At 34.7% G+C, this 14,474-nt stretch carries 14 protein-coding genes; 9 read left to right on the top strand and 5 right to left on the bottom strand.

Annotated features, from left to right (window positions below):
• Positions 1-66: 66 nt before the first annotated feature.
• The 5 genes from gyrB to dnaA form a co-directional block, all read right to left on the bottom strand.
• Positions 67-2,001, bottom strand: a complete 1,935-nt coding sequence (gene gyrB, locus LIX58_RS04230; RefSeq protein WP_126564591.1) for a DNA topoisomerase (ATP-hydrolyzing) subunit B — start codon at positions 1,999-2,001, stop codon at positions 67-69.
• Positions 2,002-2,010: 9 nt separating this feature from the next.
• Positions 2,011-3,126, bottom strand: a complete 1,116-nt coding sequence (gene recF / locus LIX58_RS04225) for a DNA replication/repair protein RecF (protein ID WP_154838341.1) — start codon at positions 3,124-3,126, stop codon at positions 2,011-2,013.
• Complete coding sequence (gene yaaA / locus LIX58_RS04220) at positions 3,123-3,365, bottom strand: S4 domain-containing protein YaaA (protein ID WP_186805210.1); 243 nt, start codon at positions 3,363-3,365, stop codon at positions 3,123-3,125. Before yaaA ends, recF begins: the two co-directional genes overlap by 4 nt.
• 386 nt (positions 3,366-3,751) lie before the next feature.
• Positions 3,752-4,885, bottom strand: a complete 1,134-nt coding sequence (gene dnaN / locus LIX58_RS04215; RefSeq protein ID WP_126564594.1) for a DNA polymerase III subunit beta — start codon at positions 4,883-4,885, stop codon at positions 3,752-3,754.
• A 290-nt stretch (positions 4,886-5,175) separates the two neighbouring features.
• Positions 5,176-6,531, bottom strand: a complete 1,356-nt coding sequence (gene dnaA, locus LIX58_RS04210) for a chromosomal replication initiator protein DnaA (protein WP_154838340.1) — start codon at positions 6,529-6,531, stop codon at positions 5,176-5,178.
• 693 nt (positions 6,532-7,224) lie between these two features.
• Here dnaA and rpmH point away from each other — a divergent pair.
• From rpmH to LIX58_RS04165, 9 genes are all read left to right on the top strand, one after another.
• The gene (gene rpmH / locus LIX58_RS04205) at positions 7,225-7,362 is read left to right on the top strand and encodes a 50S ribosomal protein L34 (protein ID WP_000240855.1); all 138 of its coding nucleotides are present in this window, start codon (positions 7,225-7,227) and stop codon (positions 7,360-7,362) included.
• 135 nt (positions 7,363-7,497) lie between these two features.
• Entirely contained in the window at positions 7,498-7,842 is a 345-nt protein-coding gene (gene rnpA / locus LIX58_RS04200) for a ribonuclease P protein component (protein WP_126564596.1), read from the top strand.
• 147 nt (positions 7,843-7,989) lie between these two features.
• Positions 7,990-9,369, top strand: coding sequence for a tRNA uridine-5-carboxymethylaminomethyl(34) synthesis GTPase MnmE (gene mnmE, locus LIX58_RS04195; protein ID WP_154838339.1), 1,380 nt, complete (start codon positions 7,990-7,992; stop codon positions 9,367-9,369).
• 89 nt (positions 9,370-9,458) lie between these two features.
• Complete coding sequence (gene mnmG / locus LIX58_RS04190; RefSeq protein WP_226386109.1) at positions 9,459-11,336, top strand: tRNA uridine-5-carboxymethylaminomethyl(34) synthesis enzyme MnmG; 1,878 nt, start codon at positions 9,459-9,461, stop codon at positions 11,334-11,336.
• Positions 11,336-12,058, top strand: a complete 723-nt coding sequence (gene rsmG, locus LIX58_RS04185; protein WP_126564599.1) for a 16S rRNA (guanine(527)-N(7))-methyltransferase RsmG — start codon at positions 11,336-11,338, stop codon at positions 12,056-12,058. The genes mnmG and rsmG overlap by 1 nt, the downstream gene beginning before the upstream one ends.
• A 45-nt stretch (positions 12,059-12,103) precedes the next feature.
• Positions 12,104-12,943, top strand: a complete 840-nt coding sequence (noc, locus tag LIX58_RS04180; RefSeq protein ID WP_154838337.1) for a nucleoid occlusion protein — start codon at positions 12,104-12,106, stop codon at positions 12,941-12,943.
• A gap of 189 nt (positions 12,944-13,132) precedes the next feature.
• Positions 13,133-13,507: a DUF3147 family protein gene (locus LIX58_RS04175; RefSeq protein WP_413470801.1), complete on the top strand. Its 375-nt coding sequence runs from the start codon at positions 13,133-13,135 to the stop codon at positions 13,505-13,507.
• Between the two features lie 18 nt (positions 13,508-13,525).
• Complete coding sequence (locus LIX58_RS04170; protein ID WP_154838336.1) at positions 13,526-13,924, top strand: DUF3147 family protein; 399 nt, start codon at positions 13,526-13,528, stop codon at positions 13,922-13,924.
• Positions 13,887-14,426, top strand: a complete 540-nt coding sequence (locus LIX58_RS04165; RefSeq protein ID WP_154838335.1) for a TetR/AcrR family transcriptional regulator C-terminal ligand-binding domain-containing protein — start codon at positions 13,887-13,889, stop codon at positions 14,424-14,426. The genes LIX58_RS04170 and LIX58_RS04165 overlap by 38 nt, the downstream gene beginning before the upstream one ends.
• The last annotated feature ends 48 nt before the right edge of the window (positions 14,427-14,474 follow it).

The following is a 14,474-nucleotide window of genomic DNA, read 5'->3' as shown; positions in this document are numbered from 1 at the left end:
GTCAGACTGTTAATACGTACGATTGATTAACAGCCTGTGCTATAACTTATGCAAATAGGCAATCAATTAGAAATCTAAGTTTGCGTATACTGCATTTTCTTCAATAAATTGTCTTCGATTCTCAACAACGTCGCCCATTAACATTTCGAATGTTTGGTCGGCATCTAAAGCATCTTCAAGTTTTACTTGTAACATCATGCGGTTTTCAGGATTCATCGTTGTTTCCCATAATTGATCCGCATTCATCTCTCCTAAACCTTTATAACGAGAAATTTGCCATTTAGGTGTAGGATTTAGCTCTGATTTCAATTTGTCTAATTCACGGTCGTTAAACACATAGTATTTTTGTTTACCTTGTGTCAATTTGTACAATGGTGGTTGTGCGATATAAACATATCCCGCTTCAATAAGTGGGCGCATGAAGCGATAAAAGAATGTTAATAATAACGTTCTGATATGTGCACCATCGACATCGGCATCTGTCATGATAACGATTTTATGATAACGTGCTTTAGAAATATCAAACTCGCCACCAATACCCGTACCAAATGCTGTAATCATTTGACGAATTTCATTGTTATTTAAGATACGGTCTAAACGTGCTTTCTCTACGTTTAAAATTTTACCTCTTAACGGTAAAATCGCTTGTGTTTTAGAGTCACGACCTTCTTTCGTAGACCCCCCGGCAGAGTCACCCTCAACTAAGAAGATTTCACTTTCTTCCGGTTTTTTACTAGAACAATCTGCAAGTTTACCTGGTAAGCTTGAGATTTCTAAGGCTGATTTACGACGTGTCACTTCACGTGCTTTTTTAGCAGCTACACGTGCGCGTGATGCCATAATTCCCTTTTCAACAATCGTTCTAGCCACATTAGGATGTTCGTATAAAAATCTTTCAAAGTGCTCTGCAAACAATTTATCCACAATTTGACGCACTTCAGAGTTACCTAATTTCGTTTTAGTTTGTCCTTCGAATTGAGGATCGCCGTGTTTAATTGAAACAACCGCAGTCAAACCTTCACGTGTATCTTCACCAGATAAGCGTTCTTTATCATCTTTAATGATCTTACTTTGTGTACCATAACTATTCAGTACACGTGTTAACGCACGTTTGAAGCCATCTTCATGTGTACCACCTTCGTACGTGTGAATGTTATTAGCGTAAGATAATAAATTCGTCGCATAGCCACTGTTGTATTGCATCGCAATTTCAATTTCTACGTCATCTTTAGTTTGGTGAATATAAATTGGCTCATCATGGATAGGCTCTTTATTCTCATTTAATAATTCAACGTATGATTTAATACCACCTTCATAGTGATATGTATCTTCACGTTGTTCTTCTTCTTCACGTTCGTCTCTTAAAGTGATTGAAATGCCTTTATTTAAGAAAGCTAACTCTCTGATACGCTTTTGAAGTGTATCGTAATTATAAATTGTCGTTTCAGTAAAAATTTCCGCATCGGCTTTAAAGCGAATTACCGTACCTGTTTTATCAGTTGTGCCAACTTCTTTAAGATCAAATTGAGGTACGCCTCGTTTATAAGCTTGATGATAAATTGTATCGTTACGATGAACGTATACTTCTAACTGCTCTGATAAGGCGTTTACTACAGATGACCCTACGCCGTGAAGACCACCAGACACCTTGTATCCGCCACCGCCGAATTTACCACCGGCATGTAATACAGTTAAGATAACCTCTACTGCTGGGCGTCCCATTTTTTCTTGTATATCAACAGGAATACCACGGCCATTGTCAGTTACTTTAATCCAATTGTCTTTTTCAATAATGACTTCTATTTTATTAGCATAACCAGCAAGTGCCTCGTCGATACTGTTATCCACGATTTCCCATACTAAATGGTGTAAGCCTCTTTCTGAAGTTGAACCAATATACATACCAGGTCTTTTACGAACCGCTTCTAGTCCTTCTAATACCTGTATCTGTCCAGCACCATAATTATCTGTGTTGTTTACATCTGACAATGTATTCACCATCACTTTCTATTACTTAATAATTTCACCTTGACTGATTCGGTAGAGTTTCGCATTATTCATAATCTCATGATCAATACCCTCTACTGACGTTGTTGTTACAAAGGTTTGTACTTTATGTTGAATCGTACTTAGTAAATGAGTTTGTCGTGAATCGTCTAACTCACTTAGTACGTCATCTAATAACAAGATGGGATATTCTCCTACTTCAATATTCATTAATTCTATTTCTGCTAACTTGATGGATAACGCCGTCGTACGTTGTTGCCCTTGTGAACCATACGTCTGAGCGTCCATTCCGTTGACGTTAAACCCTAGATCATCTCTATGTGGGCCATATAAACACACGCCACGCTCCATTTCGCGTTTAATATTGTCATTTAACAAAGTAAGCACTTCATCTAACAATTCGTTTTCATCTTTCTCCGCATCACTTAACTTAATACTTGGTAAATACTTTAACGACAGTGTTTCACGTTCATTTGTAATACCTGCATGAATAGGTTTAGCTAGAGATTCTAGCTCTTTTATAAAATAATCGCGTCTTAATGTCACATTAAGGGCATACTGTGCAAATTGATGATTTAACACTTCCAACATGGTTGTGTCTGTCTTCTGACCAAGTTGTAACTGCTTCAAATAGTTATTCTTTTGCTTAAGGATACGTTGATACTGAGCTAAATCGTTCAAATAAACGGCAGATATCTGACCTAATTCCATATCTATAAAACGACGACGTATTTGAGGAGAACCTTTAACAATATTTAAATCTTCGGGCGCAAAAAGAACCACATTAAGATGTCCAACATATTGCGTTAGACGACTTTGCTCTAAGTGGTTCACTTTAACTTGTTTACCTTTTTTAGTTATAAACATTGTCAGTGGCATTGTTCCGTGTCTATAACTTAGCTCACCCTCTATTTTAGCATAATCAGCGTTAAATCGTATGAGCTCCTTGTCATTAGAAGTACGATGACTTTTTGCCAAAGCTAGCGTATAAATTGATTCAAGTAAATTTGTCTTCCCTTGGGCATTTTCGCCAATAAGAATATTCACTTCAGGATGACAATTTAACGTAACCGCTTCATAGTTACGATAATTTTCTAGTTGGAGTGTTTTAAGCTTCATTGTTCACCTTGATGAATAATGATTACAGAATCAATTTCAGGAATATCAGGGAAATCAATTCGATCTTGGTCAGCTAGTTTCTTACCGCGACGTGTTTCACGTTCTCCGTTAATTAAGACTTCATAATCTTGTAAGAACCATTTGGCTTGTCCACCAGACTCTATGATGCCTTCTGTTTTAAGAAATTGACCTAACGTGATGTCGCCATCAACTATGACTTCTTGAACCAAAATAATCACTCCGTTTCTTTATGTGTCATTAATATATTATACCTTTTTTAGGATTAAATTTCATTTAAAATGGAATGTGAAACCGCTTACTTTATTAAAGTTTTTTACATTCTGATTTTGATTGAATTTTATCTAGAATTTAAGGCGTTTGAAGCGGCTTTTTTACTTTTAGAAAATGCTAATTTCATGTCTTGAGGATTTGCACATATCCAATTTTTAATTTTAAGGCCTATTTTAGCTTGAAAATGAGAAAAACAATATTTATCCACAAGTCACTAACTCTTTAGCCACAGTGAACGGCTGAGAGGGCTTAAAATGAATTTCCAAAGATAAATAAAAAGCAGGAAGGAAATCTATTTTACTAAAAAGATTTCACTATCCTGCTTTGATTATTTCTAATATGTTCTGATTGGTAAGATTAATTGTGTTACTGAATCATCTTCCTTAGGTTTAAGGATGAATGGTTTCATTGTGCCAAAGAATTCAACTTCAACTTCGTCATTGTCGATTGCTTTTAAAGCGTCCATCATGTAGCGAGAGTTGAACGAAATCTTTAAGTTGCCACCTTCAACATCCGTTGCTCTCACTTCTTCTTTTACAGTACCAATTTCAGGTGATGTAGAAGATAATTCTACTACCTCGTTACCTGTACTTAGTTTAATAACATTATTGCCGCCTTCACGTGCGAGTAATGAAGCACGATCAATTGCATGATAAAACTCGCCATTGTCTAATCCTAATTTGATTTCATAATTCTCTGGGAACAGACGTGTCGTATCAGGATAATGTCCCTCTAGTAGTCGAGAAATGAAGTTAACGTTGCCTACTTTGAATAACACTTGGTTAGATGCAAAGAAGATATCGATGTCTTCATCGCTGTCACTCATAATTTTGTTTAATTCAGATAAAGCTTTACCTGGAATAATCACATTTTTGTTTTCAGATGCATCTTCAAGTTTTAACTTTCTTACAGCCAAGCGGTGTGAGTCAGTTGCAGTGCATATTAATTCATTATCTTGTATAAGCCAGTTCACACCAGTTAATACTGGGCGTGTTTCTGAGGTGGACACTGCGAAATTCGTTTGCGCAATGATGTTTTTAAGTACTTTTACTGATAATTGAATCGCGTCATCGCGTGAAACTTGTGGCAATAATGGATATTGATCAGGATCTAAACCACTTAAGTTAAACTCTGAATGACCTGATGTAATTAGTGTTTGGAACTGTTCATTTGTTGATAATTTAACGTCTTTACCTGGTAATTTTTTAATAATATCTACGAAGAAACGACCAGGAAGTACTACAGAACCAGTTTCAGCAATAGTGACAATATCTTCACCATCTACTTGTTTAGGAATAGTGATTTCAATAGAGATTTCAGAATCTGAACCAGTTAGAATCACTTCATTATCTTTAGCGTCAATCTTGATACCTGTTAAGATTGGTAAAGTTGTTCTTGGTGAGATTGCTTTTAATGTGTCATTTAATTGAGTAATAAAATAATCTCTTCTAATTGTGAATTCCATTATTAATTAAACTCCTTCCAGTCGTTTATATATAAATTATATAGGTTTTAAAATCATAGTAATAGTAGTAGGGCTTGTGGATTAGTGGATATCTTATGAAAAGCCTGGAATGGCAAAGTTATACACATGTGGATAAACTGTTGATGGTGTGTATTACTTTTAAACATTATCCACATATACCACTTTATATTTTAAAACAGCGAAATCAATTTTTAACTACAAAATTTAATTTCTTAGCCCATTTTTTATTTCTCAGTTTGTAAGCATGTAATCTGTTATATAACAGTAATAACTTATTGCTTACGAATCTCTTTCTCCAGATCTTCCACTTCTTGTTTGAAAATGCTATCCGCTTTAATATCATTAGCAATTTTTTCATGTGCATGAATTACTGTTGTATGATCGCGGCCACCAAATTCTTCACCGATTTTTGGTAATGAAAAATCAGTTAGCTCTCTAGATAAGTACATTGCAATTTGGCGTGGATAAGCGATTGATTTCGTACGTTTCTTCGCACTAAAGTCTTCAAGGCGCACATTGTAGTAGTGACCAACAACTTTTTGAATATCTTGAATTGAAATCTTTTTAGATTTAGGGACTTGAATAATGTCTTTAAGTGCTTCAGCTGCCAATTCAGTTGTGATAGGTCTTCCTTGAAGTTTTGAATAAGCAAGTAAACGCGTTAAAGCGCCTTCTAATTCACGGATGTTAGATTGAATTTGATTTGCGATATAATTTAGCGCTTCAGCAGGAATTTCTAAATTCTCTTCTTCGATTTTCTTCTGAAGAATAGCCATACGAGTTTCATAATCAGGTGGTGTAATATCAACAATCAAGCCCCATTCAAAGCGTGAACGTAAGCGATCTTCAAGCTTTGCAATTTCTTTAGGTGGACGGTCACTTGAAATAACAATTTGTTTTTTATTTTGATGTAACTCATTAAAAGTATGGAAGAATTCTTCTTGTGTTTGCTCTTTATTCTGAATGAATTGGATATCATCAATCAGTAAAACATCGATATTTCTGTATTTCTCTCTGAATGCTTCAGGTTCATTGTTACGAATAGATTTAATGAAGTCATTAGTAAATTTCTCACTAGAGGTATAAAGCACTTTGGCATTAGGTTGATTGCTTAATACATGATGTCCAATCGCATGCATTAAATGTGTTTTACCTAAACCAACGCCCCCGTAAATAAATAAAGGGTTATAGGCTTGAGCGGGTGCTTCTGCAACAGCTAAGCTTGCAGCATGAGGGAAACGGTTACCAGGTCCGATGACGAAAGTATCAAATGTGTTGTGAGTATTGAATTGATCAGTACCCTCATGAGGATCTTCAATCGTTTGAGTCGTAGTTTCTTTACTATGAGAAGACTTACGATTACTTTCATCGAGTTCAGCTAACTGTGCAGCAGTGAAAAATTTGGGATCAACTTCATAACCGATAATATCTTTCATAATGTTTTGAATAACATCTTTGTAATTTGCATTTAGCCAATCGGCGTAAAATTCCTCAATAACAAAGATGTATGCTACATTATCACGAATTTCTTTGAGTTCTGTATCTTTTAAAAACGTATTAAAAGTAGTCTTTGAGATTTCTGTTTGAGCAACCTCTAATACCTTTTTCCAAATTTCTTGTTCTGACATATATAAACTCCATCTTTCTATAAATTTAAGACTTATACACAGAAATTAGAATGAGTGGATAAAAATAATCACAGCATGTTAATAATTATCCACAAGTTAATAACAATCGGTGGATAACTTTAGAAATGCTATGATTTATTCACACTAATTATGTCTATAAAATCTATAAATAAATCCTGTAAAAATAATGAGTTAGACGACTTATCCACACAATTATACTTTTTAACCGGGACAGATGTCAATTGGGTGTGAATATGTTGTTAAATTAGGTATAAAGTTGTGAATAATGACTTGATTATCCACAATATTTTCAATACTATATGTGAATAAGTGGATAAAAAATGGGCACTATTTTTCAGAAACTAAAAATGTACTATAACAGTTTTGGGAAATAATTTATAAACGTGTATTAAAAATGAATAAAACCGGCTCGATGATTCGAAACTACAAATGTATAAATATTAATAATGAAGAAAATGCAAATTTTATTAAAAAAATGTAGGCTTGCTTTTAAATGCTGCTTGCTTTATAAATGGTAATTTGTTATATTGTAGTAGTTGCTTGAATTATGACTAGATAAAATTTAATTAAATCAAGAATTCTGATATCAGAAAGTATAATTTATCTATTAAAATAATCAGGTTCATTCAGATTAATAATGAACTGGATAATAAGTAGATGGAGGTGTTTTGCATGGTAAAACGTACTTATCAACCAAATAAACGTAAACATAGTAAAGTTCATGGTTTCAGAAAACGCATGAGCACTAAAAATGGCCGTAAAGTTTTAGCGCGTCGTCGTCGTAAAGGCCGTAAAGTTTTATCAGCATAAGATCACTGACTTCTCAGTGGTCTTTTTTTTCGTTTGAAAGGTAGTTTGAGGCGTCTCAAGTATGAATTCAAACGTAAATAGTTAACTAGATAGATAAATTTAAAGTAGAGAATAAAATAAGCGAGTGATGTAAACGTGGAGAAGGCGTATCGTATAAAAAAGAATACGGATTTTCAAACTATTTATAAAAAGGGTAAATCCGTAGCAAACAGACAGTTCGTAGTTTACACCTATAATAGTAATAATGAACATTTTCGCTTAGGAATTAGCGTATCTAAAAAATTAGGAAATGCCGTAACTAGAAATAGAATTAAAAGAGCTATCAGAGAAAATTTTAAAGTACACAAACAAGATTTCATTGCTCGCGATATTATCGTAATAGCAAGACAACCTGCGAAAGATATGTCGACATTAGAAATACAAGGTAGTTTAGAGCACGTGTTGAAGATTGCGAAAGTATTTAATAAAAAGATAAAGTAAATCGCGAATACTACACAGACTTCAGTCTAACTTCAGACAACCCGAAGTCTTACCTAGATGCTATAAATCAAGATATTCGCATTTTCAAAAGAAACAAATTACAATGTTATAATGAAATTTTACTTGGATAAGGAGGCGAGGATAATCATGGATTTTGATACAATAACTAGTATTTCAACGCCGATGGGTGAAGGTGCTATTGGTATTGTCCGTTTATCTGGACCACAAGCAGTAGAAATTGGAGATAAGCTATATAAAGGAAAGAAAAAATTAGAAGACGTAGATTCACATACGATTAACTATGGGCATATAGTAGATCCAGAAACGAATGAAGTTGTCGAAGAAGTAATGATTTCAGTGTTACGTGCGCCAAGAACATTTACGCGTGAAGATATTATTGAAATCAACTGTCACGGTGGTATTTTAACGATCAACCGTATTTTAGAACTTACAATGACGCATGGTGCTAGAATAGCTGAACCAGGTGAATACACTAAGCGTGCTTTCCTTAATGGACGTATTGATTTATCTCAAGCTGAAGCGGTAATGGATTTCATTCGTTCTAAAACAGATCGTGCTTCAAAAGTAGCAATGAACCAAATTGAAGGTCGTTTAAGTGATTTAATTAAACGCCAACGTCAATCTATTTTAGAAATTCTCGCTCAAGTAGAAGTGAATATTGATTATCCTGAATATGACGATGTTGAAGATGCGACAACTGAATTCTTATTAGAACAGTCTAAAAAAATAAAAAACGAAATTAACCTTCTATTAGAAACTGGTACGCAAGGTAAAATCATGAGAGAAGGACTTTCAACAGTTATTGTAGGTAAACCAAACGTAGGTAAATCTTCAATGTTAAATAACCTTATTCAAGATAATAAAGCCATTGTAACGGAAGTCGCAGGAACGACACGTGACGTCTTAGAAGAATATGTTAATGTTCGCGGTGTGCCGTTAAGATTAGTGGATACGGCAGGTATTCGTGACACTGAAGATATTGTAGAGAAAATCGGTGTAGAACGTTCGCGTAAAGCATTAAGCGAAGCGGACTTAATCCTTTTTGTACTTAATAATAACGAACCGTTAACACAAGAAGATCGTACATTATATGAAGTCATTAAAAATGAAGATGCGATTGTTATTGTTAATAAAACTGACTTAGAACAAAAATTAGATATTGCAGAAGTGAAAGAAATGATTGGCGATACGCCACTTATTCAAACGTCTATGTTGAAACAAGAAGGTATCGATGAATTAGAAATTCAAATCAGAGATTTATTCTTTGGTGGCGAAGTTCAAAACCAAGATATGACTTATGTTTCTAATTCAAGACACATTTCGTTATTAAAACAAGCAAGACATGCCATTCAAGATGCCATTGATGCTGCTGAATCAGGTATTCCAATGGAGATGGTTCAAATCGATTTAACACGTACTTGGGAGTTACTTGGTGAGATTATCGGTGAATCTGCAAGTGACGAGTTAATCGATCAATTATTTAGTCAATTCTGTTTAGGTAAGTAGTTATTAATAAATATTAAAAAATCGAGACGGTAGGGTGTCTTAATTTTCATAAATAAAAAAAGTAGGAATATATGAAGGAGGTCAATAAAGTGGTTCAAGAATATGATGTAATTGTCATTGGAGCAGGTCATGCTGGGATTGAAGCAGGCCTAGCTTCAGCAAGACGTGGCGCTAAAACATTAATGTTAACAATTAACTTAGACAATATCGCCTTTATGCCATGTAACCCATCAGTAGGGGGACCAGCTAAAGGTATTGTAGTACGTGAGATTGACGCATTGGGTGGCCAAATGGCGAAAGCAATTGATAAAACGCATATCCAAATGCGTATGTTAAATACTGGGAAAGGCCCGGCAGTACGTGCATTAAGAGCACAGGCAGATAAAGTGTTATATCAACAAGAAATGAAACGTGTGATTGAAGATGAAGAGAATTTAGATATCATGCAAGGCATGGTAGATGAATTAATGATTGAAGATAACGAAGTCAAAGGTGTGCGCACAAATATTGGAACAGAATATCGTGCCAAAGCGGTTGTCGTTACTACAGGTACTTTCCTACGTGGTGAAATTATCTTAGGTAATATGAAATATTCAAGTGGACCGAACCACCAACTTCCTTCAATTACTTTAGCTGATAATTTAAGAGCGCTTGGCTTTGAAGTCGTGCGCTTCAAAACAGGTACACCACCACGCGTGAATTCTAAAACAATTGATTATTCTAAAACAGAAATCCAACCTGGTGATGATGTAGGACGTGCGTTTAGCTTTGAAACAACAGAATACATTTTAGATCAACTTCCATGTTGGTTAACGTATACAAATGATAAAACGCATAAAGTCATTGATGATAATTTACATTTATCAGCTATGTACTCAGGAATGATTAAAGGTACTGGCCCACGTTACTGTCCATCAATTGAAGACAAATTTGTGCGTTTCAATGATAAACCTAGACACCAACTTTTCTTAGAGCCTGAAGGTCGTAATACGAACGAAGTTTACGTTCAAGGTTTATCAACAAGCCTTCCAGAACACGTGCAACGCGAAATGTTAGCAACGATTCCTGGTCTTGAAAAGGCAGACATGATGCGTGCAGGTTATGCCATTGAATACGACGCAATCGTGCCAACGCAATTATGGCCAACATTAGAAACTAAAATGATTAAAAACTTATACACTGCGGGTCAAATTAACGGTACGTCAGGATATGAAGAAGCGGCAGGTCAAGGTATCATGGCAGGGATTAATGCTGCAGGGAAAGTTTTAGGTACAGGCGAAAAAATCTTAAGCCGTTCAGATGCATATATCGGTGTATTAATCGACGACTTAGTGACAAAAGGTACGAACGAGCCATATCGTTTATTAACGTCTCGTGCTGAATATCGTTTATTACTTCGTCATGATAATGCAGACTTACGTTTAACAGATGTAGGTCATGAATTAGGAATGATTTCAGAAGAACGTTATGCACGCTTTAACGAAAAACGTCAACAAATTGAAGACGAAATTGAACGCTTAAAAAATATTCGAATTAAACCTAATGAGCATACACAATCTGTTATTGAAGCAAATGGTGGTTCACGTCTTAAAGACGGTATCTTAGCTATTGATTTACTACGTCGTCCTGAAATGACTTATGATACAATCTTAGAAATCTTAGAAGAAGACCATAAATTACCTGAAGCGGTTGAAGAGCAAGTCGAAATTCAAACGAAATATGAAGGTTATATCAATAAATCATTACAACAAGTTGAAAAAGTAAAACGTATGGAAGAGAAGAAAATTCCAGAAGACTTAGATTACAGTAAAGTGGATAGTTTAGCGACTGAAGCGCGTGAAAAATTAGCTGAAGTTAAACCGTTAAATATTGCGCAAGCATCACGTATATCAGGCGTAAATCCAGCAGATATCTCAATCTTACTTGTGTATTTAGAACAAGGTAAATTGCAAAGGGTGAAAAGTTAATGAGTGGCGTAGAATGGCTATCTAAAGAATTAAGTGAACATGGAATTGAATTATCAGATAAACAAAAAGAACAATTTGAAACGTACTATAAATTGCTTGTTGAATGGAATGAAAAAATGAATTTGACAAGTATTACGGATGAACATGAAGTTTATTTGAAACACTTCTATGATTCTATTACACCAAGCTTTTATTATGACTTTAACCAACCACTGACTATCTGTGATGTAGGTGCAGGCGCTGGATTCCCAAGTATTCCATTGAAAATTGTTTATCCAGAGTTAAAAGTAACCATCGTTGATTCTTTAAATAAACGTATTCAATTCTTAAATCATTTAGCTGCTGAACTTGGTTTAACAGAAGTCAGCTTTGTCCACGATCGCGCCGAAACATTTGGTAAAGGTGTTAATCGAGAAACTTATGATGTGGTGACGGCACGTGCCGTAGCAAGATTAACTGTTTTAAGTGAATTATGCTTACCTTTAGTTAAAAAAGGCGGGCACTTCATCGCGTTGAAGTCTTCAAAAGGAGAAGAAGAGTTAGAAGAAGCGCATTATGGGATTGGTATTTTAGGTGGCGTCTTCAGTGATTCGTATACATTCGACTTACCTGAAGATGCTGGCGAAAGACAAATGATCATTATTGATAAACGTCGCCAAACATCTAAGAAGTATCCTAGAAAGCCCGGTACGCCTAATAAATCTCCTTTATTAGAAAATTAATAGTGAACTCGTGTTAAAATTAATTTTAAGAGGAGTGAATGGATAATGAAAAAACCTTTTTCAAAATTATTTGGATTGAAAAATAAAGATGACATCGTTGGATACATTGAAGAAGATCGTAATTCAAGCGTTGAATCCATTCAAATTGAGCGTATCGTACCTAACCGTTATCAACCACGACAAGTCTTTGATGCGAGTAAAATTACAGAACTTGCTGAATCGATTGACGAACATGGATTATTACAGCCGATTGTTGTACGACCTATCGAAGAGAATATGTATGAAATTATCGCAGGTGAGCGACGCTTCCGTGCGTTACAATCTTTGCATAAAGCTCAAGCAGACGTGATTATTCGAAATATGAATGATGAAGAAACAGCAGTAGTTGCGTTGATTGAGAATATTCAACGTGAAAACTTGTCTGCGGTAGAAGAAGCGGAAGCTTATAAAAAGTTACTTGAGATTGGCGAAACAACGCAAAGTGAACTTGCTAAGAGTTTAGGTAAAAGCCAAAGCTTTATTGCGAATAAATTAAGATTATTGAAATTAGCGCCGAAAGTCATTACGCGCTTACGAGAAGGTAAGATTTCAGAGCGTCATGCCCGTGCGGTGCTATCTCTTGAACATGAAGAACAAGAAAAGTTGATTGAACAAGTAATAAGCCAAAAATTAAATGTTAAACAAACAGAAGCCCGTGTAAAACAAAAAATCGGACCGGAAAAAGTTAAAGCTCAGAATTTTCAATTTGAGAAAGACTTAACGCAAGCTCGAGATGAAGTTGGAAAAAGTATACAGGCTATCGAATCATCAGGTATACGCGTAGAACAACGTGATAAAGACCATGGTGATTATTACGAAATTAAAATTAAAATTTATAAGAAGTAAAACTATCCTCCTTTCACAATATGCTAGATTTAGCTAAGCGTGAAAGGAGGTTTTTGTGTTTTGAGAAAAGAGTGATATACATGAGAACAGATGTAATAATTTGAAAATTAATGATATTTCATTCGATATTTACAACTGAGTTGTTTAGTTTTACAATATTATTAAACGAAACGTTTCGTTTAATAATTAATGAAGAAGGGTTTCAAAGTGTTCTCAATTTCAAGTGCTATACTTCATTTTGTGATTGGCGGATTGGCAGTCGCCTTTGCTTCTATTATGGCTGAAAAAGTTGGAGGTAAAATGGGAGGTATTATTGCAACTATGCCCGCAGTCTACCTCGCAGCTATCATCGCATTAGCTATAGACCATCGTGGAGACAAGTTAGTTCAAATGTCGATTCATTTAAGTGCTGGTGCGGTTATCGGCATCATTTCATGTATTGTTACTGTCTTTTTAACTTCTCTCTACATCAGTAAAAGAGATTATAAACGAGGAACGATTTTTGCATTAATTTGCTGGGTCGTTATTTCACTTTCTATTTTTGCAATTAGACATATTTCGTAATAGTTGGAGGCATTTTCAATGAAATTAGCATTTATCAAATTTCTTGTTGGTGGCATGGCAGTCACATTAAGCTATATTATTTCAGTTATTTTACCTTGGAAAGAATTAGGTGGAGTATTTGCTACATTACCTGCAGTCTTTTTAGTTTCACTATTTATTACGGGCATGCAACACGGCGATGTCATTGCGAAGCACGTGAGTAGGGGCGCTGTTTTTGGAATGACTGGTGTATTATTTAGTATCTTAGCCACTTGGGCGATGCTATACTATACTAATCAATGGTTATTAAGTATTGTAGTAGGATTTATCGTATGGTTTGTTAGTGCGGTAATCATATTTGAACTAGTAGAATTTATTGCACATTTAAGAAGGGGAAAACATGGCTGGAAGACCGAAAGATCCAACAATCAATCATAAAATATTTAATGAAATAGATAAGTTATTAGAAACGACACATTTTAGAGAAATTACAATTGATCAACTTGCAGAGAATACAGGTATATCTAAAGCTACAGTATATCGACGTTGGAAAGATAAATCCTCAATTATTGTAGATATGTTTGTCAGTCGAACTCAAGTTTTTGAACATGAATATGAAGATTTATATAGCGATTTATATTCATTTTTAGTAAGAATTATGGAAGTTTATAAAACAAATTTGGGACGCGCAGTTATTGAAATATTGATTAGTAATCAACAAAGTGAAGCACGCGAACTTTTTATGAAAGGTTACTTTGAAAGTAATCGTAAGAGTTTAAAAGCTATTGTGGCTAGACATATTAATGAAGCAGATCAAGATATATTTATTGATTTAATTTTTTCGCCAATTTATTTTAATATTTTAATTAAACCTAATGTACTAGATGAAGATTATATCGAAAAAATGTTAAATATTGTTTTGAAAGCTTATGAGAAGTGATACAAGGCTAAACATGTCTTGTGTCACTTTTATAGTATAAAAAAAGAC

The sequence above is a fragment of the Staphylococcus sp. Marseille-Q1834 genome (assembly GCF_916858875.1).
In the GTDB taxonomy this organism is placed as follows: Bacteria; Bacillota; Bacilli; order Staphylococcales; family Staphylococcaceae; genus Staphylococcus; species Staphylococcus pragensis.
Note: the sequence above shows the minus strand (reverse complement) of the source record. Positions and strands in the feature narration are given on the sequence as shown.